Consider the following 23,862-nt stretch of genomic DNA (forward strand, 5'->3'; position numbering starts at 1 on the left):
TGCTCATGCGTTTATGTTCGCAAGACCTTCTTTTACTTTCGCTAAAATCGCTTCACATTGGCTCACTAATGACGAAGGAAAGTTTTCCCCCTCACCATATTCTACACCATGTGGATAATAATGTTTGCCAAGCAGCGGCTTTATTAACTTAATGACTGCATGGCGACCGCCAACATCTCCTTCAACCGCATAGCCTTGCACGCGTAAATAAAACACATCGTTTTTAATCTCGAATTTGCGGTCATATGTGACACGGTCGTAATCCCATTGACCTGCACGCACGAAGCCGAGGCTTTCCATGAGTTCGTCTAAACGTGTTAATGGCGCTGTTTGATTTTCAATACCTGTATTTTCAAAGCGCATCGTTCATATCCCCCTTATGTAAAATAAAACATTCCTCCATTAATAATAGTACGAAAGCGCATAACTTTCAATGACGAGCTTCATAATTGTTCCGATTTTGGTGAAACTAATGTGCGAAAGGAGAGATGCATATGCCAAAAGTAAAAGAGATGATGACGACAGAAGTCGAATGTTGTACGCCGCTTGATAATATGTACGAAGCAGCAGTGAAAATGCGCGATTATAACGTCGGTGCCATTCCAATTACAGATGGAAATCGGCTCATTGGTATTGTGACAGACCGCGATTTAGTCGTGCGCGGCATTGCCGAGAAAAAGCCCGGTTCAACAGCTGTCACCGAAGTGATGAGTGAACAGCTTGTGACAATTTCACCAGATGCTTCTGTTACCGAAGCGGCTCGTTTAATGGCGAAACATCAAATTCGCCGCTTACCTGTTGTCGAAGGGGATACGCTTGTCGGAATGATGTCGCTTGGCGATTTAGCGATCCATGAAGCAAGCGACGAAAAAGCCGGCGAAGCATTAACAGAAATATCACAATATCATTAATCAAAGCAGTCTGAGGCTATGTTTTCGCATAGCCTTATTTTTTAGTGTTGCGACATAGGCAAGCTGTATATAATGGAAGTATATACAACGATTGAGGGAGAATGATGCATGCGTTGGATAGTGGCCCTTATATTTATTTTTATGATCATTTTTTATTTTTCACCAACAAACGAACAAGCCCCATTAAACGATACGTCGATCATGAGTGAACAAGCGAGCGAAAAAATCGTTTCAGAAGGGCTCGGTACATGGATTGGAAAAACAGAAGAAGAAGTGAAACGAACGTTCGGACAACCTGCGCGTATCGATCCGTCTGCTTACGGTTACGTCTGGTGGGTGTATAACGACCCGAAAACGTATATGCAAATCGGTATACTTGATGGACGAGTCGTCACCATTTATGCGTGCGGACCTGAAGTAAACGTCGCTCCATTTCAATTAAATCGCTCCATTAACGACTTATTGCAAACGATGCCGCTTCACGATACGATTCATGTGCAACTTGACGATGGGGTGTATCGCTTCCAACTCACTGAAGAAGATTTAATGATTCAACCGCTTCTTTCGTTTGGCGATGCATATGTACAGTTATATATTGACCGTTTTACCGGCAACTTATCAAGCATTCGATGGATCGATGGCGAGACGTTAGTGAAGCTTCGCCCGTACGAATTGGAGTATCGTGGACCGCTACCGGAAGTCACACTTGATGAAACGATGGAAAAACAAGTGGAACAAGCGAATGCGAATCAAATTTTTGATATAACGAATGTGATGCGCGCACGCCATGGTGTTCCTCCATTGACATGGGATGACCGTGTGGTAAAAGTGGCATATGAACATAGTAAAGATATGGCGGAGAACAAATTTTTTGCGCACGAATCGCCAACAACCGGCGATTTACAACAACGGCTCATAAAAGCAAACATTCCATTTGAAGTCGCTGGGGAAAATATTGCGGCAGAATATATTGATGCACCTGCTGTTGTTGAAGCATGGTTAAATAGCCGAAGTCATCGCCAAACGTTGTTAAATGAAGAATTGACGCATTTAGGGGTAGGTGTATATAAGCGGCATTATACACAAAACTTTATTCGTCCTTTTTCTCCACCAAAATAGGCGCACCCATTGGCCATTCGGTCGTAATATATGATAGGCACAAAACAAGAAAGGAGCGGCCGATATGTCTATTGAACAATTTAAACAATTTGTAAAAAAACATCCAAAACTCATTGAGGAGGTGCGCCAAGGAAAAAAAACGTGGAAAGAGCTATATAACGATTGGTACGTATTCGGCGAGGACGATGACATGTGGGATGAGTATCGGTCTACCGAAAAAAATGAACAAGGAGATCTCGTCCAAAAGTTAGCGAGCTATTTAAAACATCTTGACGTGAATGAACTTCAAACGCACATTACAAACGTTCAACAAGCAATCGCGTCCATTCAAGAAGTCGTCCGTCAAATGCAACATACAAAAAAAGACCCGTTTTCGTTTCGAAAAGATTAAGGAGATCACGAATGAGAAAAGACGTATACGAATATATTGTCGCTAAGCCGAAGATTCATCAATTTTTGCGTGAACAGCCGTCATGGTATCGAAGGTTAACGAGACGACCGATGGATATAAAAGAAATGGAAAAAGAGGCAAGACAATATTATAAACAAACGTTTCCACATAAAGTCGAACAGGTCGTCCAAACGATTGAAATGGCAAAAATGATGATGGCGATGATGAAACTGATGAAGGACACTCATAATTAAACGAGAAACGCAAACACTATCACTACGAAAGGATGGTGAACGTGTTGCGCTTCTTTTTTTTATGTATGGCGTTATTGTTTTTCACGTATATGAACGATCATGATACCGCTTTTGCTGAACAAAAGCAAACGTTATTTGTCAAACATCATGTCAAAGGGAATAACGTATTTGTTGAATGTATCGTTGATCAATTTACGTTTACAAAAGGAACGCATCCGAAAAAAAGCGGACAAGGACGCATTCACATTTATGTGAATGGCAAAAGGGTGAGCGAAACGACAACGGCGGCGTTCGTTATTCGTGGTTTGCCGATGGGGAAACATACGATTCGACTAGAACTTGTGCATAATGATGCAAGTAAGTATCACGTTTCGCACGAATTTACGGTAACGATTCCATAAGTCTGGGGCGACCAGACTTATTTGTTTTGTGGAGAAAATCGTGTTATGATACGGTTGTGGAGGTGTTGCTCGTGCTTGTAGCAACGATCGAACGATTGCAGTTGTTAGATGTTGCTGAACAACTTGGCAAAATGATTGTCGAATCAGACGTGGCGGAGGAATATCGTCGCTGTTTTTATCATATGCAACAAGATGAGAAAGCGCAGCAGCTCATTCATCGTTTCGTTCAGTTAAAAGAACGATACGAAGACGTGCAGCGCTTTGGGAAATATCATCCTGACTACAAAGAAGTGACAAAACAAGTGCGCGAGGCAAAGCGTGAATTGGATTTATACGGTCCGATTGCCGCGTTTAAACGAGCGGAAAAAGAGATGCAGTCGCTTTTAGATGAAATTAGCACGATGATCGGTCGGGCGGTATCTGAAAACATTAAAGTGCCGACCGGAAATCCGTATTTTGATTCTTTATCTTGCGGTGGAGGATGTGGATCTGGCGGAGCGTGCGGCTGTCGGACGAAATGAAAAAGGGGGGATGGGCGCATGTTTCCAATGCGTCAAGGCATTATCGTTTGGCTTTATTCGTTAAAACATAGCAAACAATTACGAAAATACGGAAACGTTCATTACGTATCGAAACGATTAAAATATGCTGTTTTATATTGCAATATGGACGAAGCGGAAGGCGTGATGAAAAAACTCGCTTCTTTACCGTTTGTAAAGCGAGTGGAGCCGTCTTACCGCCCGTATGTTAAAGTCGAATTCGAATCGAAAGCAGATAAAGAAAAAGAATATGAATACGGAATATAAAAGGATGTCCACGCGTGACATCCTTTTGCTTTTTTACAAGATAAGAAAGTATAAAATTTCACATTTGGGGCGCTTTGCGCTTTTCTTATTGTAGAGGCGGAATGAACCGATTCATGCGCATAATGCCGATTAAATGTTGATAGTACAATTGTAAGTCGGCAAAAAAAGTTGACGGTTTTACATCTAAATGAATAATTTCTTGATTTAATTCTTTCGCTAAATCGAGGAACAACTCATATCGTTTTGTCACTTTCACAGACGGATGTGGAATGCCTTCCCGGCAAATGTATAACGGTTGAAAATCACCCGGATCCGTCGGATGAAGCACAACGACGAACGATGTGAGCGCTTTACCGTCTTTCATCGTATGAAATGCAAACAAACCAGATAAGCGGTGACGGTTTGATTTCGCGATTTCGATGAGCTCATAAATATCAGAATATCCTTCTCCTAGTTCAATAAAACGTTGAATCATCTGTTCATTCCCTCACTTTATATGTATTCCATCATTACTTTATCACGTTCAACTTTTTTCGACAATTAGTGAAAACGGTGTATGACAACGGAATGAAATTTTGCTATTGTTATAATATAAACTGCTAATGAAGGAGCAATTGTATGTGGAGAATAGCTTTCATTTCGACCTTCCTTTTCCTTGGAGTTAGCGCAGGAGCTTTATATTATCAATGGGATGAATATCATACGGAAGCGACAAAGCAATCGGTGCTCCAGCATGACATTGAAGCGAAGTTTACCGGAAAAACGATTGAAGTCGTTCATCATATACGTGGGGCTGTCACGAACACATACGAAGTAACGGTCCCAAAAGAAGTGAAAGATGTTTCGTGTGTAAAACAAAAACAATGCGTGAAACAAAAAAACGGAAAAATGATCGTTAATGTGCCACATACGGGCACGCTTTCCCTCACTTATCGCGTGACGGTTGCGCAAAAAGAGCCGCTTTTCATGAAAGAATGGCTCATTCGCTTTCATACGACACAACAGCAACAAATGAATGTATCGCTCACCGATGTCGTTCATCCGAAAGGCATATGGGCGGCGGACGGAAAGCTCATTGGCTACGTATATAAACCGTCTTTTTCGTTTTTTATGTGGGAGAAAAAAGGGGGACAAACCGTTCCTCTCTATTTTCAAACGAAGCCGCTACGCACATCGTTTGATGAAGATTTTAGCATCTATACAACAAAGCCATTAAACGATGCTGAGCGATTATTTTGGAGGCAAAACGGCGTGCAGACGCTTGTCGTCACCCCATTTCGTCTTCAGTACATGACGCCGACGTTCGTCATTATACCGGATACGTCTTCGTTTTCCGACGTGCAGCGCGCTTACGTTCGCGTGCAGTTAGAACAGCGCTTTCCAAATAGCGTTGTCCCCGATTGGATATGGGATTTCTTCGTTTCGTATATGACGAAAACCGAACCGGTCACAACAAAAGCAAAACGTGCGTTGCAACAATTGAAACAAACGTTAACGAAAGAAGAACAACAAACGTTTTGGACGCTCGTTCAAACAAGTGGCGGTCAATCGTTGACGATGAAAAAGCTAGATGAATGGTTAGGCAAGGCATATGGGGGAAATACGACATTTTTTCAACGCGAACAATCGTACATGACATTTACGGAACGAAAAATGCTCGTCGTCAATGACGTGAAATTGCCGACAGCTCATGTATTATTAAAAGATGGTCAGCAACTGTTTCCATTCGTTCCGATTATGCGCGCGCTTGGCTATACGGTTCAACGTTCAGGAGAAGCTGTATTTATTGAAAAAGATGGGGCACGTTGGCGCTTTTTTATTAACGGCACGAAAACGGTCGTTCAACAGTGGGACGGAACGTTATACATGGAGCGAACTGAATTTCCAAAATGGTTTTCCGTCTACATTAGTGAAACGAGCGAAGAAATACACGTCGTTGGGCAATAATATAAAAAATGCCCTGTGGCATATGCCGCAGGGGCCCTTCCATTCTTTTTCGGACAAGCCGAAAAAGAGAAGGAAAAAAGGGAGAGGAGAAACCGGAGGAAGAACTTATGGGGAACGTAAGTCTTCTCCGTGGTTGGCAACAACATCATTAACGATGTTGTTACTATGAGTATAACCATTGTTTTGCATTGTATACATGATTGTCATTTTTTTCTCACTTCTTTCTTTGTTTCGTTATGTTCTGACTATAAAAGCGAGGTGAAAGATGATGCGGGTTATATCAGGGAAATGCAAAGGCAAACCGCTTCAAGCTGTTCCGGGGATGACGACGCGTCCGACGACAGATAAAGTAAAAGAAGCGATCTTTAATATGATTGGTCCGTATTTTTCAGGAGGACTCGGGCTCGATTTATTTGGTGGAAGCGGTGGACTCGGTATTGAAGCGCTCAGCCGCGGTTTAGATCGCGTCATTTTCGTTGACCATGACCCGAAAGCCGTTCAAACGATAAAAAAGAACGTCACCGCTTGTCGCCTAACAGATCAAGCGGAAATTTATCGCAACGATGCGGAACGAGCATTAAAAGCAATCATCAAACGAGGCTTGACGTTTCGCCTCATTTTTCTTGATCCCCCTTATAAAAATAAGCAGCTTGAAGCGCTTATTGGGATCATCGATAGTCATCAACTGTTACAAAAAGACGGCTTTGTTGTCGCTGAGCACGGAGCGGAAGGACAGCTTGCCAAACAAATTGGCCGCTTAACGCAAGTAAAACATGAAACGTATGGCATCACCGCTGTATCGATTTACGCCTATGTCGATGAGGAAGGGGAATAAATATGGCAAGCATCGCAGTATGCCCAGGGAGTTTTGACCCTGTTACGTACGGGCATTTAGATATTATTCGCCGCGGGGCAAAAGTGTTTGACAAAGTATATGTTGTCGTATTAAACAATTCATCGAAAAAACCATTATTTTCAACAGAAGAGCGAGTGCAATTGCTAGAAGAAGTGACGAAAGATTTACATAACGTCGTTGTCGACTCTTATCAAGGACTGCTTGTCGACTATGCGAAAAGTAAACAGGCGAGCGCGATTTTGCGCGGATTGCGCGCCGTCTCCGATTTTGAATACGAAATGCAAATCACATCGATGAACCGCATATTAAACGAACAAATTGAAACGTTTTTTATGATGACGAACAACCAATACTCTTTTTTAAGTTCAAGCATCGTAAAAGAAGTGGCGAAATATAACGGCAACATTTCCGAACTCGTGCCAAAAGTTGTGGAAGAAGCGCTTCGGAAAAAGTTTTCTGATGCAAAAAACCACCTTTAAGCAGGTGGTTTTTCACGTCGAAAAGCGATGGCGACATATAACAAACAGGCTGTTGCAGTGATCATAAAGCCGTATTGTTCGATCCAATGTATGTATAATACAGGCCAATCGATCGTTGCTTTCGGAAGCCATACCGGTAACGTTTCTACCGATTCAAGCGGCTGAACGTATAGCGGTTTCCAAAGAATTGAAGCAAAACAAGCGGCAAATAGTCCGTGAAATATGCGAGCGATGAAAAACGGTTGAAAGCGAATATTCGCTTCCGCTAAAATGCTCGCCACTTGTGCTTGTACCGAAAAACCGCCAAAAGCGAGAATAAAGCTTGTGACGACCACTTTTTGCAACAATGTCGCATTTGTTGCTTCGCTCGCCATTTGGCTGCCGAGCGTAATTTCAAACACCCCTGCGATGAGCGGAACACTTAATTCGCGCGGCAAATGAAAAATGGCTAGCACGTATTGTACAACATGTGCAAGCATGTCGGTTATATTTGTCACATAAAGCAATCGATTGAGAACAGAAAACAAAATAATAAACCCGCCGATCATAAAAAGCGTTTGAATCGAGGAGCGGACGGCATCTCCGAGCAGCTTTCCGATCGCTTGGTTATTTTTTAAGCGAGTTTTATGCATCGCGCGGAACGCTTGACGGAAAATGCCTTTTTTTTGTTTTTGAACAACATATTCTTCCTCTTTTCCGTGAAAGCGCATAATGAATCCGACGCAAATGTTGCCAAGATAATGAGATAAGGCAAGAACGATACCGATGTTCGGATTATGAAAAAAACCGACCGAAATCGCGCCAAAAATAAAGAGCGGATTAGACGAGTTTGTAAACGAAACGAGCCGTTCTGCTTCAATGGCAGAAAGTTGTTGTTGCTGTCTTAACCGTGCGGTCAGCTTCGCGCCAGCAGGGTAGCCGGAAGCCATCCCCATCGCCCAAACGAACCCGCCGATGCCTGGCACTTTAAAAAGCGGACGCATCAATGGCTCAAGCAATACACCGAGAAAATGAACGACACCAAATCCAATTAAAATTTCTGATACAATAAAAAAAGGGAGAAGGGAAGGAAAGACGACATCCCACCACATATGCAATCCGCGCACTGCTGCTTCAAACGACTGTTGTGGATAGCGGAGCAATGCGATACATAAACAAACAATTATAGATGATAGCATCAACGTTTTCCATTTTTCTTTCATCGTTCGTTGGCCTCCTCATTCGCCGATCGTGCTCGTTTTAATATACGAGTATATGTGGACATTTTAGACCATAGTATTGAACAGGGAAGGGGGAACATGAATGAAAATCGGGTTAGCCTTAGGCTCCGGCGGGGCGCGCGGCTTTGCGCATGCGGGTGTCATTAAAGTGTTAGAAGAAGAAAATATCCCGATTCATATGATCGCAGGAAGCAGCATGGGCGCCCTCGTTGGAGCGTTATATGCATCGGGGATGTCAACGGAACGATTATATCGGCTAGCGACAGCGTTTCGACGCAACGATTATATTGATTGGACAGTGCCGAAAATGGGGTTAATTTCGGGGGCGCATATTAAGCAGTTCATCGCTGTCATGACAAAACAAATGCGAATCGAACATACTCGCATTCCGTTAGCGATTGTCGCAACCGATTTACAAAAAGGAGAAAAAGTTGTGTTCCGCGAAGGAAAAATAGCCGATGCGGTGCGGGCAAGCATTTCGATTCCCGGCATTTTTGTACCAGAGCGATGGAATGGACGGTTGCTTGTCGATGGCGGGGTGATCGATCGCGTGCCAGCTGCTGTCGTTCGGGAGATGGGTGCTGACGTTGTCATCGCTGTCGATGTCGCTTCCGTTAAAAAGAACGATACGATTTCATCTATTTTCGATGTCATTTTACAAAGTTTAGATATTATTCAAGCTGAGCTCGCTTCTCATCGCATCGCCCAAGCGGATGTCGTCATTCGTCCGCAGCTAGAACGTTATAGTTCGTATGCATTTACCCATGCGAAAGAAATGATTCAAATCGGTGAAGAAGCGGCGCGGCAACAGCTTCCAGCCATTCGTCAACTGCTTGCAGAGAAGGGGTTTGAACAATGAAGAAAAAACGCTATATTGCAACGACAATCATGATCGCACTACTATTCGTTTTTGCTACGTTTTTCCACTTGCCGTATTACGTCACGATGCCCGGAACGGCTGAACCGTTGCGTCCGCTCGTTGAAGTCGAAGGAGGCTATAAAGAAAAAGGAAAATTTATGTTAACGACCGTTCGAATGGGGCAGGCGAATCTTTTTTCATTTGCGCTTGCGCACATGAGTAAATATAACGAACTATATCGGATGGATGAAGTGCGTCAAGAAGGAGAAAACGATGAAGAATATACGCACCGTCAATTGAAAATGATGGAAAATTCAAAAGAAACGGCGATTGCTGTCGCGTATAAAAAAGCAAATCGACCGTTTTCGTATCGAAATAAAGGGGTGTATGTGCTTTACGTCGTTGACGGCATGCCTGCGGCAAACGTCTTGAAAAGCGGCGATCAATTAGTGGCCATTGACGGACAACGAATTGAAGAAGCAGATGCGTTTATTGAATACGTAAGCAGAAAGAAAAAAGGAGATCGCGTTCGTGTCACATATAAGCGAGCGGGAAAAGAAAAAACGGCGACATTTGCGCTGGCGCCGTTTCCGAAAGAAAAAAACCGCGTCGGCCTGGGGCTTTCCGTCATGACTGATCGCGATATTGTCACAGATCCACCTGTTCGCATTGAATCGGATCAAATTGGTGGACCGTCAGCTGGGCTTATGTTTGCGCTCGAAGTGTACAACCAACTCATTCCAGAAGATTTAACAAAAGGATATCGGATTGCTGGGACCGGAACGATTAACATTGACGGAGAAGTCGGACCGATCGGCGGCATTTCTCAAAAGGTGATTGCAGCCCATAAAGCAGGTGCGGACATTTTTTTCGCTCCGAACGAACGCGGAGCGAAACGTTCAAACTATAAAGAAGCGGTGAAAACGGCAAAAGACATCGGAACAAAGATGAAAATTGTCCCTGTCGATACGTTCGATGATGCCGTTCAATTTTTGCGAAAGTTATCGTAACGGAGGTGTGGCGTATTCACGTTGCAACGCTTCCGTTCGAAGCGGCTCAGGCAATATACACATATATGCTTGCGCCGCTTTTTTTTCGATATGATATACAGGATCGTCATATATATGTTTCACGTTTGTCACGATCGGCAATGTTGTTTGTTTTTTCACTTTTCGCACATACGCTCTCCCGATTTCATTCATTGCTAGCAGGCGAATGTATGTCGCTTTTTTATTTTTATGCGCTTGCGCCATTTCTTTTTTCGTGACGTTCGTCAATATGTGCGTACATATGCGTTGCAATCGCGTCCACGTATATCGTTTCGTTTTGATCGCCGAAAGAAAACCGTGAAACGATGTCGCATGTGTAATCGCCTTTTGCAACCGATGTTCAATTCCTTCTTCGACTTCGGCGATGTGACGAATATCCTCTCGTTCCATCGTCAATAAACGATATTTTAAAAGCGGAAAATATGTTTCCCAATCGTGCCATGTCGTATATGTATGTCGATACGTTTGTAACGTTTCGTATGTCGTTTTAGGAACGTAGCGTACGACATCGTCATGACCGGACTGTAAAAAACGGCGAATGCTCGTGGCACTCGCGATGCTTTCATTTGCAGGGAGCGTCTGATCGTGATAATGGGCAACCGTTCGTTGAATCGTCTCCGGTATCATTTTGCTTTGTTGCTCAATGATCGCTTTGACGTAATGCAGTCCTAAAATGTTGTTTGGTTGCGACATATCAAGTATATCGTGACCGATATCATTCAGCGCTAACGCGTATGCTTTCGCATAGCTCATCCCTTGTTTCATATAATGTTTCACTTTTTCGTCATGTTGCTCTTTTTCATTTATCAGCAATTGAGCGATTTCGATAAATGCATCGATGTTTCCGTGTTCGCTTCCGAAACATAATTGTTCACAAAAAAGAGCATCAAGAATCGAAATGGCGCCATGGGCGAACCATTCGGCCGTTTGTACCGCAAACGGATAAGGAAGTTCGACGACGAGATCGACACCGCCTGCAAGCGCCATGCGAGCCCGTTCCCATTTTGGCACGATGGCAGGTTCCCCGCGTTGCGTAAATGAGCTGCTCATGACAGCGATGATGCAATCCGCCTTCGTTTTTTTTCGCGTTTGTTGCACATGATATAAATGCCCGTTATGAAACGGATTGTATTCGACCACGATGCCGACCGCTTTCATTTGTCGTCCACCTTTCTTTTTTGTTTAAAACGTGATACAGTGAGTATAAGTCGATTATAATGGAAGTAGTGTAAAGAAAAAATATTGACAAAACGGGTGTTCAAACGTATAATTTTCTTTGTTGTCTTGAGGTGATTATCATTGAGATGGTCTATTCATCAACTTCATCAGTTGCAGCATAAAGGGCTGACGATTGACGAAATGGCCGATGTGTCCGAGCTAAAAGAAGTGGACGCTTCCATTCGCGACATTTCTCCTGTTCATATTTCTGGACGGGCAGATATAAGCGCGAAAAAATTTACGTTCCACTTAACGATTGAGGGAACGATGAAGCTTCCTTGTTCTCGTACGCTTGTGGACGTATCGTATCCATTCGCGATCGAAAGCACAGAAACGTTTTTTCTAAACGATTATGACGCAACAGATGAAGAGTCGCACATTGTTCAAGGAGAAGCGATCGACTTAATGCCGATCGTCAAAGAACTTATTCTTCTTGAAATTCCAATGCAAGTGTTTAGCGAGCAGCCGGATCATCCCGATGCCGTTCCGCAATCAGGAAAAGATTGGACGGTCCTTTCAGAAGAAGAGTATGAAAATAAAATCGATCCGCGCCTTGCGAAGCTAGCAAAGTTTTTCGAAAACAAAAATGAATCTTAAGGGAAGATCCGGAACTACACCGGCCTCCATATTCGCCTAAATCTCTTTAAGGAGGTGGAAATGATGGCAGTACCTTTTAGAAGAACATCGAAAATGAAAAAGAGACTACGTCGTACGCACTTCAAATTGCGCGTACCTGGTATGGTAGAATGCCCAAACTGCGGTGAAATGAAACTTGCTCATCGCGTATGTAAAGTTTGTGGAACATACAAAGGAAAAGACGTTGTAAACAAATAAGAGAAGCGTAAGGGTCGTTCCCTTGCGCTTTTCTTATTTTTAAAAGGAAAACAGCATAAAAAAGCGAATAAACATGACGTACATGCAATAAAGGGGAGAGAGATGATGATTGAAAAACAACATGGGATTGTTTGGTTTACTATTTGTCGTCCGACAAGACGAAATGCAATTGATTATGCGGTCATGGATGAACTTGAACAGGCACTTCAGCTTGTTGAATTAGATGATGAAGCGAAAGTGCTCGTCATTACTGGCGAAGGGGAAGAGGCATTTTGTGCTGGTGGCGACTTACAAGTATTTCATCAGCTGACGACAAAAGAGGAAGCGCATGCGATGCTATGGAAAATGGGAAACATTTTATATCGTTTATTGACGTTATCGAAGCCAACCGTTGCGCTCATAAACGGTACAGCGATCGGCGGAGGTTGTGAATTGGCGACAGCGTGTGATTTTCGCTTCGCCCGTGCTGGTGCACGCCTAGGATTTGTCCAAGCGAATTTAGCCATTACAACAGGTTGGGGCGGCGCAGCGATGTTATTTGAAAAAATGGCGTATGACAAAGCGCTCGATTTATTGTTACACGCGCAAACGATCACAGCTGAGGAGGCGGAGCGCATCGGTTTCGTTCACCGCATTTTCTCTGACTCGTTGCGTGAACGATGCGAAAAACAATTAAGTTGTTATACGAATAAACCGACTGCGGTATTGCGCGCCTATAAAGAAGCGGCGATCGGACGTTGGAAAACAGAGGAGTTTCGCCAACGCTTTTTCGCTGAAATTGAACGATGTGCGTATTTATGGGAAAGCGAAGAGCACGATCGAGCGGTGCAATCATTTTTAGCAAAACGAAACAAATAATCTTCTATCTTCTCTATTAGCTGCATACGCATATAGTAAATGCAGCGAGGAGGGATAGAAATGATGCGTCAAGATGCGTGGACAGAAGAAGAAGATATGTTGCTTGCTGAAACGGTGTTATCTTTTGTGAGAGAAGGTGGCACACAATTACGAGCGTTTGAAGAAGTAGGGAAAAAACTATCGCGAACGGCAGCGGCTTGCGGATTTCGTTGGAACGCGTACGTGCGCAAAAAATATGAACAGGAGCTAGAGCTTGCAAAACAGCAGCGGAAAAAGAAAAAAGAGCCGCACCCCCCCGAGCGCGATATGACGTTACAAGATGTCATTTCTTTTTTACAAACGTTGCAACAGCGCGGAGAAGGGCAACAAGAAATCGAACGATTGCGAGAGCAAGTATGGACGCTCCAAAAAGAAAAAGAAGCGCTTGAAAAACAACTGCAAGCGGTGCAGCAAGAATATCAAGCCGTCATGCACATTTTAGAGCGCGCCCGCCAATTGTCTGTGTAGTAGCTGATAGACGACAGCTACTTTTTTTTATACAATAAAACATAGTAAGAAAAGAGGAGGACGTGCGGTGCGCATCGGAATTGTAGGGGGCGGAGCGATTGGATTGTTGACGGCGGCATATTTTTGTGGCGACCATGACGTCACGATTTATACACGCCGAAATGAGCAAGCGAAAGAGCTATGCACACATGGGCTGACGGTCATATGCGGAAACGAACGGACGACGCACCGCGTACATGCGGAACCGTTCGTTCGTGAAATTGAAGAAGAGATGTTGTTTATCGCAGTGAAACAATACGATTTGGCAAACATATTGCAGACGCGCATACATATGCTTCAAGCCAACGCGATTATGTTTTTACAAAACGGCATGGGACATGTGTCGTATTTGCCGCATGTGCCGCATCATCATATTGCGCTCGCTGTCGTCGAACATGGCGCCTTAAAAATCGATGATACGACCGTTTCTCATACCGGGGTCGGTCAAACGAAATGGAGCGTATGGCGAGGGGAAAAAGAAGCGTTTTCGTTTTTATCATTGACAAACAATCGCTTTCCGTTTCAATATGTTGACGATTGGGAAGCGATGTTGCTTGAAAAATTAATGGTAAACGTAGCGATTAATCCGCTCACCGCTTTATTGCGCGTCCCAAACGGTATGTTAGTGACACATGAACCGTATCGACAAGCGATGAAACAGTTGTTTCAAGAAGTGGCGTCCGTTTTCCAACTCGAACAACGAGAACGCATCTGGAAACATATTGAAACGATCTGTCATCAAACGGCCGCCAATCGTTCGTCAATGTTGCGTGACATCGAATCGGGGCGAAAGACGGAATTAGACGCAATTTTACGTTATGTGATCGAGCGAGCGAACGAGCGATGCGTCCCAGCGCCCATTAGCACGTTTTTATATGCGCTTGTGAAAGGGAAACAATTAGAGGGGGAGAAGGAGAGATGAAAGATATACTCGCCTCTTTCGTTGCGATCATGATTGTGATGCCGTTTTTTTCGTTTTTTTTTATGTTTACGCTCGCAAAAACCGTGTTTAAGCGGAAAGGAAAGCGTGCGTTTCATCTTGCGGTGAACGGCTCGACCATTTTTTTTATTTTCGCTGTTCACATTTTATTGCAAGCGATTTTTCAACGGTCGTATATCGTTGAACTGCTCGTGTTTTTTATTGTTACATTTATGATTGGGCTCGTTTTATATTGGAAAAAAACAGGCGATGTATCGCTGCCACGTACGTTTAAATTGTATTGGAAAATGCAATTTTTATTATTTACAACCGCTTATATTGGATTGTTCATATATGGGATCATTCATCGTGTCATGATCGCATTTTCATCATGAATCGGAAAGGAAGTTTACAATGGAAGTGATTGAGCTGTCATTGCCAGCAACAAACCGTTTAGCAACGGAATATATCGAGGGGAAGTTTCCTGTAAGCGAAGCGTTTCACCCTTGTTCATTTGAACAACGTTTGCATGAATTGCAAACACGAACGTACGCTCGTGAAGCGATTGTAGACCATTTATTGACATATCACCAAACGTTTCGAGCTAGCCGAGAAACGATCGCAAACATTGAAAAACTGCGTCAGCCAGAAAGTGTCGTTGTCATCGGCGGACAACAAGCAGGGCTTTTAACGGGACCGTTATATACCATATATAAAATCATTTCGATTATCGTATTAGCCAAACAACAAGAACAACAGCTTGGCGTTCCTGTCGTGCCGATGTTTTGGATGGCGTCTGAAGACCATGATATTGCAGAAATGAATTATGTACATATCGCTGAACATGGAAAAGTGAAAAAATATGTATATCCGCCATTAGCGAAAGAAAAGCGAATGGCTGCTCATATTCATATCGATGCGGATGCGTTGAAGCATTGGATTGACGATGTGTTAAAAACGTATGGCGAAACGGATGTGACAAACGAATTGCGCGCATACATACATGAATGCATCGCGCAATCCGATACGGTGACGGACTTTTTTGCGGCTATCATTTTAACGTTGTTTGCAAAAGAAGGGATCGTCGTTGTTGATGCCGCTCATCCACAGCTTCGGGCCATTGAGCGCCAATGGTTTATGACGCTTGCTGATGAACATAAAGCGATTACAAACGCGCTTCAAACCCAACAACGCCATCTTGCACAACTAGGCTATGCACAGGCGATTGATGTATCGCCGCTATGCGCTCATTTGTTTTATGATGACGGTCAACGGCGGTTATTATATTACGATGATGACAAGCAACATTTTTACACGAAAGATGGGGCATATCGCTTTACGCCAGATGAATTAAGACAACGAATCGAAAGCGAACCGCAATCGTTTAGCAACAACGTCGTTACACGACCGCTCATGCAAGAGTGGCTATTTCCGACGCTTGCTTTTATTGCTGGTCCGGGCGAAATTGCTTATTGGGCAGAGTTAAAACGTGTGTTTGAGCATTTTCATTGGCATATGCCGCCCATTGTGCCGCGCCTTTCTTTCACGCTTGTTGAGCGCCATATTGCTGCCGATTTAGCGGATGTGCGCATGACGGTAGAAGAGGCGTTGACAAAAGGAACGAAGGAGGCGCTAGACACATGGGTGCGCACAAATCAACCTGCATCATTTGATGAAACATTTTCTGAAGCGAAAAAACAAATGGCCAACATTCATGAACAACTGCGTCAACTCGGCATGCAAATTGATCCTCATCTGGAGGGAGTGATGTTGAAAAATGCCGAACGGATCGAGACACAAATCGATTATCTTCAACAATTGATTACAAGACGTATGTTGCAAAAACATGATGTGCACGTGCGCAAATATGAGCGCATTGAACTGTCGCTTCGCCCGAACAATATGCCACAAGAGCGCGTCTGGAACATCATTTATTATATGAATCGCTATGGACTAGACTTTGCCTCCCGCCTTCTTCATGTCGATTATCGTTGGAATGGGATGCATAAAATTGTATATATTTAACTGTTTTCGTCGATAAAAAAAATCCTGTCGCGCACAGGATTTTTTTTATGTACAATAGAATTGTTCGGAAGTAAGTAGTGAATTTAGTGAAATGATGGTACAATACAATTGCACTCATTTTTTATAAAGCAAGTGGAATCGAGGTAGGTGACATCGTTGTTTCATCATGTAACGGTATTATTAAAAGAAACGGTTGACGGATTAAATATTAAAAAAGACGGTACATATGTAGATTGTACGCTCGGTGGAGCTGGACATAGCGAATATTTATTATCGCAATTATCGCCAGAAGGAAGATTGTTCGCCTTCGATCAAGACGATGTAGCGATCCGTCATGCACAACAAAAACTTGAACGATATAGCGGTCAGTTTACGATTATTAAAAGCAACTTTCGCTATATGAAACAACAGCTAGCCCTTTACGGTGTGCATGAAGTAGATGGCATTTTGTTTGATCTTGGCGTATCATCTCCGCAGTTAGATATGCCAGAGCGGGGATTTAGTTATCAACATGAAGCGCCGCTTGATATGCGCATGGACCGCGAGCAAACGTTAACGGCGTATGATGTCGTGAACACATGGCCGTATGAGCAGCTTGTAAAAATTTTCTTCCAATATGGCGAAGAAAAGTTTTCAAAAGCGATCGCTCGTAAAATTGAGCAAACGCGCAAGCAAAAGCCGATTGAAACGACGACCGAGCTCGCCGAAATCATTAAAGAAGCCATTCCGGCCCCGGCGCGCCGAACGGGAGGACATCCGGCAAAACGGGTGTTTCAAGCGATTCGTATCGCGGTCAACGACGAGTTGCGCGCGTTTGAAGAAGCGATTGAACAAGCGATCGACTTACTTAAACCCGGAGGGCGAATTAGCGTCATTACGTTCCATTCGCTTGAAGACCGCATTTGTAAGGTTGCGTTTAAACAAGCAAGTGAAACGCCGCACTTGCCGCCGGGATTGCCAATCATTCCCGATGAATATAAGCCGAAATTAAAAATCATTACAAAAAAACCGATCGTCCCGTCAGAAGAAGAATTACAACATAATCATCGCGCACGATCTGCGAAGTTACGCATCGCTGAAAAACTGTAAAAAGGAGGAGAAAAAAGGATGGCTGCTGTTCGTATACAACAAAAAGTACAACAACGCGAACAACATGTGCAACGCGAGCCGAAGAAGAAGAAAAAACGAAACATACGTTGGACGTTCGGGGAAAAAATCGTGTTTGTTTCGTTTCTTGCCTTTGCGTTATATAGTAGCGTCACGATTATCTCTAACCAGTTCACGATTTATCATGTCAATAAAGAAGTGCAACAGTTGCAAGCGGACATTCAAGAGCAACAAAAACAAAACCGCGATTTATACGCACAAGTGCAAGAGTTAAGCACGTATGAGCGCATTTTAGCGAAAGCGAAAGAACTTGGTTTGACATTAAACGAAAACAACGTAAAAGTTGTGCAGGACTGATGCCAAATGAGAAAGCATAAACATACGCATAGAGGAGCAGCTATATGTTTCATTTTTTTTAGCTTGCTCTTTTTTACATTGTTTGGGCGTTTCGTTTATTTACAAGCAACAGGCGAAGTGGATGGAAGAGTGTTAGCTGATGAAGCGAAAAACCGTTATTTAAAAATGCAAGCGCTTGAAGCGAAGCGAGGAACGATTTTTGATCGGCACGGTGAAGTGATCGCAGAAGACATTCCTTCTTACACGGTCGCTGCTGTTCTTGATCCGAACATGCCGCAACACGTGACCGACCCGGAAGAAACAGCCCGTAAACTAGCCCCGCTATTAAAGATGGATGTAGCAGATGTAGAGCGCATTTTGAAAAAAAAGGCGCATCAAGTCGAGTTCGGCCCGAACGGTCGCGGCATTAGCCAAACGCTTAAGCGGAAAATTGAGGCGTTGCAGCTTCCTGGCATTACGTTTATACGCGATTCAAAACGATTTTATCCGAACGGTACGTTCGCATCATACGTTGTCGGTTATGCCCAAAAAGATGAGGAAAAGGAAGAAGTTGTCGGAAAAATGGGCATTGAAAAACAGTTCAATGAACAGTTAAAAGAAAAAGATGGCGAGGTCTATTATAAAGGTGACCAACAAGGGTTTAAGCTGCCTCATTCAGATGAAACCATCGTTCCACCGAAAAACGGAAAAGACGTATATTTGACGATTGATAAAAAAATCCAAACGTTTTTAGAAGATGCGATGAATGGGGTGGAAAAACAATATGCTCCGAAAAAAATGATCGCCATTGTGGCAGATGCGAAAACAGGGGCGATTTTGGCGATGAGCACTCGCCCAAGCTTTAATCCGAACAAACGAAATATTGAAAACTATTTAAACGATGCCATTGCATATCCGTACGAACCGGGATCGACAATGAAAATTTTTACGCTTGCTGCTGCGGTGAATGAAGGGGTGTTTCAAGCGAATGAGACGTATCAATCCGGTTCTTATCAAGTCGGAAGTCACCGCATTCGCGACCATAATAAAGTCGGTTGGGGGAAAATTACGTTTCTTGAAGGGGTGCAACGTTCATCAAACGTGGCATTCGCAAAAATTGTGCGCGAAAAACTAGGAGAAGATCGCTTTTTACAATATTTGCATCGCTTCCATTTTAACGAGCCGACAGGCATTGAATTGCCGGGCGAAAAAGTGGGAAACATTTTATATCGTTATCCGATTGAAAAAGTGACGACAGGTTTCGGACAAGGAACATCGGTGACACCGATCCAACAAATTCAAGCGGCTACGGCGATCGCAAACGGCGGAAAAATGATGAAACCGTACGTTGTCGATCGCATCGTTGATCCAGACAGCGGGAAAACGGTTGTAAAACATGAACCGACCGTTGTCGATACACCGATTTCAAAAGAAACAGCGGAAAAAGTGTTAGATATTTTAGAAACGGTCGTCACATCTGAAAACGGAACAGGGCGCCCGTACCAAATTGAAGGCTATCGCGTAGCAGGAAAAACAGGAACGGCGCAAATTCCAGATCCGAAAGGCGGATATTTAACAGGGCACCAAAACTATATCTTCTCGTTTTTAGGCATGGCACCGCGCGAAAATCCGCGTTTAATTATGTATGTCGCTGTGCAACAACCAAACATTTCATATACGGAAACGGGAGCGGCGCCCGTATCGATGATTTTTAATCCTGTCATGAAAAATAGTTTACAATATTTAAACATTCAACCGACTGTTCAGAAAAAGAGGGAGAAAAAAGATAAAAGCATCGCTCTTCCTTCGTATGTCGGTCAATCGGTTGAACAAGCGGCACAGTCGTTGAAAAAACAAGGATTCAATGTCACGATCATCGGCAAAGGAACAGAAGTGCGTGCGCAGTTTCCGAAAGCAGGGGAACACGTCGTTGCGCCAGATCGCATTTTGTTGCAAACAGACGGACACGCCATGATGCCAGATGTGACCGGCTGGTCGTTGCGCGATGTCATGAAGCTAGCTGACTTGTTGCAGTTGAAGCCGAGCTTTATCGGAAGCGGCTACGTATTTCGCCAAAATATCGCTCCGGGAGCGGTTGTGAAACAACACGACTATATCATTGTCGAACTTGCGAAGCCGTCACATATCGATGAAAAACAACAAGAAGACTCCGAACAACAAGTAGACGGTCCGGTCGATTAGTTCTATATAGAGCGGTACAAGCATATAGTGGAACGAGCTGAAACATAGTAAGGAGGTTCCGCTATATGCGTGCAGTGACCGTTCGAAAACGATTAACGGCTGTCTTGTTGATCGGATTTCTCATTTTTGCGATTATTGATATACGTCTCGGTTATGTGCAATTCGTTTTAGGAGATATGTTAACGGAACGAGCGAAAGATTTATGGAGCCGAAATATTCCGTTTGAGCCTGAGCGCGGAGAAATCGTCGATCGCAACGGGGTGCCGTTAGCGACAAACGTGAGCGCCCCGTCTGTGCTCGTCGTTCCAAGACAAATAGAAAATCCATCTGAAGTCGCGAATGAACTGGCACGCATATTAAATATGCCGGTCGAAAAAGCATATAAACATGTGACGAAAAAAACGTCCATTGAACGCATTCATCCAGAAGGGCGAAAAATTTCAAATGAGAAAGCCAAACAAATTCGCGATTTAGGGATGAAAGGGGTATACATCGCGGAAGACTCGAAACGTTACTATCCGTTTGGAAGCTATTTATCGCACGTACTCGGATTTGCAGGCATTGACAACCAAGGATTAATGGGTCTTGAACTATATTACGATAAACAACTAAGCGGCAAACCGGGGTCGGTCCAATTTTATTCCGATGCAAAAGGAAAGCGCATGCCGGGAATGGCGGATGCATACACGCCACCTGTGGACGGTCTCGATTTAAAATTAACGATCGATACGCGTGTCCAAACGATTTTAGAACGGGAGCTAAGCATCGCCGAAGCGACATATCGCCCAGATGGCATCATTGCGATTGCGATGAACCCGAACAACGGAGAAATTTTAGGGATGGCCAGCCGTCCGACGTTTGACCCTGCCGATTTTCAACACGTTCCTCCTGAAATTTTTAACCGCAATTTACCGATTTGGAGCACGTATGAACCGGGATCGACGTTTAAAATTATTACGCTTGCTGCGGCATTAGAAGAAAAAAAAGTTGATTTATTCAAAGAACATTTTTACGATCCGGGATATGTGAAAGTAGCTGGGGCGACGCTCCATTGTTGGAAGCGTGGCGGTCATGGCGATCAAACGTTTCTTGAAGTTGTGCAAAACTCGTGCAACCCGGGATTCGTTGAACTCGGCGATCGACTAGGCAAAGATAAACTATTTCAATATATTCGCGCGTTCGGTTTCGGTGAAAAAACAGGCATCGATTTGCAAGGGGAAGGGAAGGGCATTTTGTTTCCGCTCCATCGCGTCGGACCGGTCGAACAAGCGACGACAGCTTTCGGTCAAGGGGTAGCTGTTACACCGATTCAACAAGTGGCAGCGGTCGCAGCGGCAGTAAACGGTGGCATTTTATATCAACCGTACATTGCAAAAGAATGGCTCGATCCGGTCACAGGAGAGGTTGTGAGCCGTCAAACGCCGAAAGCAAAACGGAGAGTTATTTCCGAGGAAACGTCAAAGCAAATTCGTTATGCGCTCGAAAGCGTTGTGGCACAAGGAACAGGTAAGGGAGCGTTTGTCGATGGTTATCGCGTTGGCGGTAAAACAGGTACGGCACAAAAAGCGAAAGATGGTCAATATTTAAAAGATAACCATATCGTTTCATTTATCGGCTTTGCTCCGGCGGACGATCCGCAAATTGTTGTATATGTCGCTGTCGACAATCCGAAAGGAACGGTGCAATTTGGGGGCGTCGTCGCCGCTCCGATTGTTGGAAATATTATGGAAGATAGTTTACGTGCACTCGGGGTAAAACCGCGTAAACAACAAATTGAAAAAGAAACGACGTGGCTCGATGCGCGCTATGTCGAAGTGCCAAATTTAATCGGTTTAACAAAAAAAGATTTGCAACAACAGCTTTTTCACTTAAAATTAGATGGTAGTGGCGAAGGTGATACGGTCATTGAACAGGCGCCGAAGCCTGGAGTCAAAGTAAAAGAAGGAGCGACGATCCGGGTTTATTTTGGAACGAAACGGTAAAGCCTAGAGGAAGTATCCTCATGGCTTCTTTTTCTGTTTATATAAGAAAAAAGAAAGGAACGATCGGCATGAAGTTACAAACGTTGCTTCAATATTTACATAACTTTACACCACGCGTAACAGAAAATCCGACGATTACATCCATTGAAATGGACTCAAGAGAAGTGCAACAAGGTTCGTTGTTTGTATGCATCAAAGGGTTTACTGTAGACGGTCACGATTTTGCTGAACAAGCCGTAGCGCGCGGAGCGGTGGCGATCATTGCGGAACGACCGCTCACATTGCCTGTGCCGGTCATTTATGTGAACGATAGCCGGCGAGCATTAGCGGTATTAGCCGATGCGTTTTACGGTCAGCCGACACATCATCTGCATTTAATCGGTGTAACGGGAACGAACGGAAAAACGTCGACGACGTATTTCATTGAACGCATATGTCGTCACGCGGGAAAAAAAACCGGTCTCATTGGCACAATTCACATGAAAATAGGCGATGAAACGTATGATGTAAACAATACAACACCTGAATCGCTCGTTTTGCAAAAAATGTTTCGTAAAATGGTTGATGCCGATGTGGACGTCGCTGCGATGGAAGTCTCTTCACATGCGCTACATATGGGAAGGGTGCATGGTTGCGATTTTGATGTCGCTGTTTTCACCAATTTGACGCAAGATCATTTAGATTACCATCAAACGATGGACCATTATCGTTGGTCGAAAGGGTTATTGTTTGCACAACTCGGCAACCGTTTTGACCATCAACGGCCAAAATTTGCGATATTAAATGCAGACGATGCGGCTTCCGAAGAGTACAAAAAAAGTACGGCGGCCAATGTTGTCACGTACGGCATTCATCATGAAAGTGACATCATGGCGAAAAACATTGAAATGACAACGAGCGGCACGACGTTTCAGCTCGTTACACCGACCGAAATGGTGGAAGTAAAAACGAAACTCATCGGCATGTTTAACGTGTATAATGTATTAGCGGCTGTGAGCGCTTGTCTCGTCTCGAACATTCCGCTTGCGACGATTGTTGAAGCGATCGCTCATATGGAAGGCGTTCCGGGCCGCTTTGAAGTCGTTGACGCTGGCCAGCCGTTTACGGTCATCGTCGATTACGCCCATACGCCAGATAGTTTAGAAAATGTGTTGCAAACGATTCGGCAGTTTGCGAAAAAGCGCGTATTTGTCGTCGTCGGCTGCGGCGGAGATCGCGATCGGACGAAGCGGCCATTGATGGCACAAATCGCCGTCCAATATAGCGATGTGCCGATTTTTACATCCGATAATCCGCGCTCAGAAGACCCGCTCGCCATTTTAAATGATATGAAACAAGGGGTAACAGAAGACGTCGTATGTATCGTAGATCGAAAAGAGGCGATTACATATGCGATTGAACAAGCTGAAGAAGGCGATGTCGTTTTAATTGCAGGAAAAGGACATGAAACGTATCAAATCATTGGCAAAGACGTGTTATATTTCGATGATCGTGTCGTCGCACGCGAAGCTATTCAACGAAGAAAAGAGAAATAGGAGATGAG

28 protein-coding genes are annotated in these 23,862 nt (G+C 43.9%); 24 read left to right on the forward strand and 4 right to left on the reverse strand.

From position 1 onward, the window contains the following. Nucleotides 1-3 precede the first annotated feature (3 nt). On the reverse strand, nt 4-363 hold the full coding sequence (locus tag AFK25_RS05050; RefSeq protein WP_009373487.1) for a YugN family protein: 360 nt from the start codon (nt 361-363) through the stop codon (nt 4-6). A gap of 131 nt (nt 364-494) precedes the next feature. Here AFK25_RS05050 and AFK25_RS05055 point away from each other — a divergent pair, with 131 nt between their 5' ends. The 7 genes from AFK25_RS05055 to AFK25_RS05085 all read left to right on the forward strand — a co-directional run bounded on the left by AFK25_RS05055 (nt 495) and on the right by AFK25_RS05085 (nt 3,882). Then, nucleotides 495-911, forward strand: coding sequence for a CBS domain-containing protein (locus AFK25_RS05055; protein WP_035066015.1), 417 nt, complete (start codon nt 495-497; stop codon nt 909-911). 108 nt (nt 912-1,019) lie between these two features. Further along, nucleotides 1,020-2,030 carry a CAP domain-containing protein gene (locus AFK25_RS05060; RefSeq protein ID WP_035066012.1) on the forward strand — a complete coding sequence of 337 codons (1,011 nt, stop codon included), beginning with the start codon at nt 1,020-1,022 and terminating at the stop codon, nt 2,028-2,030. 64 nt (nt 2,031-2,094) lie between these two features. Next, nucleotides 2,095-2,421, forward strand: coding sequence for a YlbD family protein (locus AFK25_RS05065; RefSeq protein ID WP_019418326.1), 327 nt, complete (start codon nt 2,095-2,097; stop codon nt 2,419-2,421). An 11-nt stretch (nt 2,422-2,432) separates the two neighbouring features. Beyond that, a complete protein-coding gene (locus AFK25_RS05070) occupies nt 2,433-2,675 on the forward strand; it encodes a YlbE-like family protein (protein WP_035066009.1) in 243 nt (80 codons plus the stop codon). A 32-nt stretch (nt 2,676-2,707) separates the two neighbouring features. Beyond that, the gene (locus AFK25_RS05075; protein WP_238148415.1) at nt 2,708-3,076 is read left to right on the forward strand and encodes a hypothetical protein; all 369 of its coding nucleotides are present in this window, start codon (nt 2,708-2,710) and stop codon (nt 3,074-3,076) included. 71 nt (nt 3,077-3,147) lie between these two features. Continuing rightward, nucleotides 3,148-3,597: a YlbF/YmcA family competence regulator gene (locus tag AFK25_RS05080; protein WP_009373495.1), complete on the forward strand. Its 450-nt coding sequence runs from the start codon at nt 3,148-3,150 to the stop codon at nt 3,595-3,597. A gap of 18 nt (nt 3,598-3,615) precedes the next feature. Then, nucleotides 3,616-3,882, forward strand: coding sequence for a YlbG family protein (locus AFK25_RS05085; protein WP_009373496.1), 267 nt, complete (start codon nt 3,616-3,618; stop codon nt 3,880-3,882). An 85-nt stretch (nt 3,883-3,967) separates the two neighbouring features. On the opposite strand, the gene AFK25_RS05090 is transcribed toward AFK25_RS05085, so the two are convergent. Next, complete coding sequence (locus AFK25_RS05090) at nt 3,968-4,357, reverse strand: DUF7147 family protein (protein ID WP_009373497.1); 390 nt, start codon at nt 4,355-4,357, stop codon at nt 3,968-3,970. Nucleotides 4,358-4,500: 143 nt separating this feature from the next. Here AFK25_RS05090 and AFK25_RS05095 point away from each other — a divergent pair, with 143 nt between their 5' ends. From AFK25_RS05095 to coaD, 3 genes are all read left to right on the forward strand, one after another. Continuing rightward, nucleotides 4,501-5,829 carry a hypothetical protein gene (locus AFK25_RS05095; RefSeq protein ID WP_035066007.1) on the forward strand — a complete coding sequence of 443 codons (1,329 nt, stop codon included), beginning with the start codon at nt 4,501-4,503 and terminating at the stop codon, nt 5,827-5,829. A 268-nt stretch (nt 5,830-6,097) separates the two neighbouring features. Beyond that, nucleotides 6,098-6,664: a 16S rRNA (guanine(966)-N(2))-methyltransferase RsmD gene (gene rsmD, locus AFK25_RS05100; protein ID WP_019418331.1), complete on the forward strand. Its 567-nt coding sequence runs from the start codon at nt 6,098-6,100 to the stop codon at nt 6,662-6,664. A gap of 2 nt (nt 6,665-6,666) precedes the next feature. Continuing rightward, complete coding sequence (coaD, locus tag AFK25_RS05105) at nt 6,667-7,164, forward strand: pantetheine-phosphate adenylyltransferase (protein ID WP_009373500.1); 498 nt, start codon at nt 6,667-6,669, stop codon at nt 7,162-7,164. On the opposite strand, the gene ylbJ is transcribed toward coaD, so the two are convergent. After that, the gene (gene ylbJ, locus AFK25_RS05110) at nt 7,161-8,366 is read right to left on the reverse strand and encodes a sporulation integral membrane protein YlbJ (protein WP_035066004.1); all 1,206 of its coding nucleotides are present in this window, start codon (nt 8,364-8,366) and stop codon (nt 7,161-7,163) included. The genes coaD and ylbJ overlap by 4 nt on opposite strands. Before the next feature lie 100 nt (nt 8,367-8,466). Between ylbJ and AFK25_RS05115 the strand changes: the two genes are divergently transcribed. Further along, nucleotides 8,467-9,243, forward strand: coding sequence for a patatin-like phospholipase family protein (locus tag AFK25_RS05115; protein WP_026011799.1), 777 nt, complete (start codon nt 8,467-8,469; stop codon nt 9,241-9,243). After that, nucleotides 9,240-10,253 carry a SepM family pheromone-processing serine protease gene (locus tag AFK25_RS05120; protein WP_009373503.1) on the forward strand — a complete coding sequence of 338 codons (1,014 nt, stop codon included), beginning with the start codon at nt 9,240-9,242 and terminating at the stop codon, nt 10,251-10,253. The genes AFK25_RS05115 and AFK25_RS05120 overlap by 4 nt, the downstream gene beginning before the upstream one ends. On the opposite strand, the gene AFK25_RS05125 is transcribed toward AFK25_RS05120, so the two are convergent. Beyond that, nucleotides 10,245-11,450 carry a nucleotidyltransferase gene (locus tag AFK25_RS05125; protein WP_035066001.1) on the reverse strand — a complete coding sequence of 402 codons (1,206 nt, stop codon included), beginning with the start codon at nt 11,448-11,450 and terminating at the stop codon, nt 10,245-10,247. The two genes, AFK25_RS05120 and AFK25_RS05125, sit on opposite strands and share 9 nt — an antisense overlap. Nucleotides 11,451-11,591: 141 nt before the next feature. On the opposite strand from AFK25_RS05125, the gene AFK25_RS05130 reads away from it, so the two are divergent. The 12 genes from AFK25_RS05130 (at nt 11,592) to AFK25_RS05185 (ending at nt 23,854) form a co-directional block, all read left to right on the forward strand. After that, nucleotides 11,592-12,107, forward strand: a complete 516-nt coding sequence (locus AFK25_RS05130) for a YceD family protein (protein ID WP_009373506.1) — start codon at nt 11,592-11,594, stop codon at nt 12,105-12,107. Between the two features lie 63 nt (nt 12,108-12,170). Then, complete coding sequence (rpmF, locus tag AFK25_RS05135; RefSeq protein WP_003395111.1) at nt 12,171-12,344, forward strand: 50S ribosomal protein L32; 174 nt, start codon at nt 12,171-12,173, stop codon at nt 12,342-12,344. Between the two features lie 105 nt (nt 12,345-12,449). After that, nucleotides 12,450-13,202 carry an enoyl-CoA hydratase/isomerase family protein gene (locus AFK25_RS05140; protein WP_035066045.1) on the forward strand — a complete coding sequence of 251 codons (753 nt, stop codon included), beginning with the start codon at nt 12,450-12,452 and terminating at the stop codon, nt 13,200-13,202. Between the two features lie 60 nt (nt 13,203-13,262). Further along, complete coding sequence (locus AFK25_RS05145; protein ID WP_035065998.1) at nt 13,263-13,709, forward strand: RsfA family transcriptional regulator; 447 nt, start codon at nt 13,263-13,265, stop codon at nt 13,707-13,709. A 67-nt stretch (nt 13,710-13,776) separates the two neighbouring features. Further along, nucleotides 13,777-14,670 carry a 2-dehydropantoate 2-reductase gene (locus tag AFK25_RS05150; RefSeq protein ID WP_019418336.1) on the forward strand — a complete coding sequence of 298 codons (894 nt, stop codon included), beginning with the start codon at nt 13,777-13,779 and terminating at the stop codon, nt 14,668-14,670. Continuing rightward, entirely contained in the window at nt 14,667-15,062 is a 396-nt protein-coding gene (locus AFK25_RS05155) for a DUF3397 domain-containing protein (RefSeq protein ID WP_035065995.1), read from the forward strand. Before AFK25_RS05150 ends, AFK25_RS05155 begins: the two co-directional genes overlap by 4 nt. 19 nt (nt 15,063-15,081) lie before the next feature. Next, nucleotides 15,082-16,692, forward strand: a complete 1,611-nt coding sequence (gene bshC, locus AFK25_RS05160) for a bacillithiol biosynthesis cysteine-adding enzyme BshC (protein WP_035065991.1) — start codon at nt 15,082-15,084, stop codon at nt 16,690-16,692. Between the two features lie 156 nt (nt 16,693-16,848). Further along, nucleotides 16,849-17,781, forward strand: a complete 933-nt coding sequence (gene rsmH / locus AFK25_RS05165; RefSeq protein WP_035065988.1) for a 16S rRNA (cytosine(1402)-N(4))-methyltransferase RsmH — start codon at nt 16,849-16,851, stop codon at nt 17,779-17,781. Nucleotides 17,782-17,799: 18 nt separating this feature from the next. After that, complete coding sequence (gene ftsL / locus AFK25_RS05170) at nt 17,800-18,156, forward strand: cell division protein FtsL (protein ID WP_035065985.1); 357 nt, start codon at nt 17,800-17,802, stop codon at nt 18,154-18,156. A 6-nt stretch (nt 18,157-18,162) separates the two neighbouring features. Then, entirely contained in the window at nt 18,163-20,337 is a 2,175-nt protein-coding gene (locus tag AFK25_RS05175; RefSeq protein ID WP_035065982.1) for a penicillin-binding protein, read from the forward strand. A 65-nt stretch (nt 20,338-20,402) separates the two neighbouring features. Next, nucleotides 20,403-22,319: a stage V sporulation protein D gene (locus AFK25_RS05180; RefSeq protein WP_035065979.1), complete on the forward strand. Its 1,917-nt coding sequence runs from the start codon at nt 20,403-20,405 to the stop codon at nt 22,317-22,319. A gap of 68 nt (nt 22,320-22,387) precedes the next feature. Continuing rightward, nucleotides 22,388-23,854 (forward strand): UDP-N-acetylmuramoyl-L-alanyl-D-glutamate--2,6-diaminopimelate ligase, encoded by a 1,467-nt coding sequence (locus AFK25_RS05185; RefSeq protein ID WP_026011802.1) that lies wholly within the window; start codon nt 22,388-22,390, stop codon nt 23,852-23,854. Nucleotides 23,855-23,862: the final 8 nt, after the last annotated feature.

The organism is Anoxybacillus gonensis (assembly GCF_001187595.1).
In the GTDB taxonomy this organism is placed as follows: domain Bacteria; phylum Bacillota; class Bacilli; order Bacillales; family Anoxybacillaceae; genus Anoxybacillus; species Anoxybacillus gonensis.

Bases quoted from the DNA above. Each gene is read 5' to 3' on its own strand.
- AFK25_RS05075 (WP_238148415.1), top strand. From the start codon at position 2,708: ATGGTGAACGTGTTGCGCTTCTTTTTTTTATGTATGGCGTTATTGTTT.
- AFK25_RS05180 (WP_035065979.1), top strand. From the start codon at position 20,403: ATGCGTGCAGTGACCGTTCGAAAACGATTAACGGCTGTCTTGTTGATC.
- bshC (WP_035065991.1), top strand. From the start codon at position 15,082: ATGGAAGTGATTGAGCTGTCATTGCCAGCAACAAACCGTTTAGCAACG.
- rsmD (WP_019418331.1), top strand. From the start codon at position 6,098: ATGCGGGTTATATCAGGGAAATGCAAAGGCAAACCGCTTCAAGCTGTT.
- coaD (WP_009373500.1), top strand. From the start codon at position 6,667: ATGGCAAGCATCGCAGTATGCCCAGGGAGTTTTGACCCTGTTACGTAC.
- AFK25_RS05050 (WP_009373487.1), bottom strand. From the start codon at position 363: ATGCGCTTTGAAAATACAGGTATTGAAAATCAAACAGCGCCATTAACA.
- AFK25_RS05185 (WP_026011802.1), top strand. From the start codon at position 22,388: ATGAAGTTACAAACGTTGCTTCAATATTTACATAACTTTACACCACGC.
- AFK25_RS05175 (WP_035065982.1), top strand. From the start codon at position 18,163: ATGAGAAAGCATAAACATACGCATAGAGGAGCAGCTATATGTTTCATT.
- AFK25_RS05085 (WP_009373496.1), top strand. From the start codon at position 3,616: ATGTTTCCAATGCGTCAAGGCATTATCGTTTGGCTTTATTCGTTAAAA.
- AFK25_RS05060 (WP_035066012.1), top strand. From the start codon at position 1,020: ATGCGTTGGATAGTGGCCCTTATATTTATTTTTATGATCATTTTTTAT.
- AFK25_RS05145 (WP_035065998.1), top strand. From the start codon at position 13,263: ATGATGCGTCAAGATGCGTGGACAGAAGAAGAAGATATGTTGCTTGCT.
- AFK25_RS05125 (WP_035066001.1), bottom strand. From the start codon at position 11,450: ATGAAAGCGGTCGGCATCGTGGTCGAATACAATCCGTTTCATAACGGG.
- AFK25_RS05065 (WP_019418326.1), top strand. From the start codon at position 2,095: ATGTCTATTGAACAATTTAAACAATTTGTAAAAAAACATCCAAAACTC.
- AFK25_RS05090 (WP_009373497.1), bottom strand. From the start codon at position 4,357: ATGATTCAACGTTTTATTGAACTAGGAGAAGGATATTCTGATATTTAT.
- AFK25_RS05140 (WP_035066045.1), top strand. From the start codon at position 12,450: ATGATTGAAAAACAACATGGGATTGTTTGGTTTACTATTTGTCGTCCG.
- AFK25_RS05120 (WP_009373503.1), top strand. From the start codon at position 9,240: ATGAAGAAAAAACGCTATATTGCAACGACAATCATGATCGCACTACTA.
- AFK25_RS05155 (WP_035065995.1), top strand. From the start codon at position 14,667: ATGAAAGATATACTCGCCTCTTTCGTTGCGATCATGATTGTGATGCCG.
- AFK25_RS05095 (WP_035066007.1), top strand. From the start codon at position 4,501: ATGTGGAGAATAGCTTTCATTTCGACCTTCCTTTTCCTTGGAGTTAGC.
- AFK25_RS05115 (WP_026011799.1), top strand. From the start codon at position 8,467: ATGAAAATCGGGTTAGCCTTAGGCTCCGGCGGGGCGCGCGGCTTTGCG.
- AFK25_RS05055 (WP_035066015.1), top strand. From the start codon at position 495: ATGCCAAAAGTAAAAGAGATGATGACGACAGAAGTCGAATGTTGTACG.
- rpmF (WP_003395111.1), top strand. From the start codon at position 12,171: ATGGCAGTACCTTTTAGAAGAACATCGAAAATGAAAAAGAGACTACGT.
- AFK25_RS05070 (WP_035066009.1), top strand. From the start codon at position 2,433: ATGAGAAAAGACGTATACGAATATATTGTCGCTAAGCCGAAGATTCAT.
- ftsL (WP_035065985.1), top strand. From the start codon at position 17,800: ATGGCTGCTGTTCGTATACAACAAAAAGTACAACAACGCGAACAACAT.
- ylbJ (WP_035066004.1), bottom strand. From the start codon at position 8,366: ATGAAAGAAAAATGGAAAACGTTGATGCTATCATCTATAATTGTTTGT.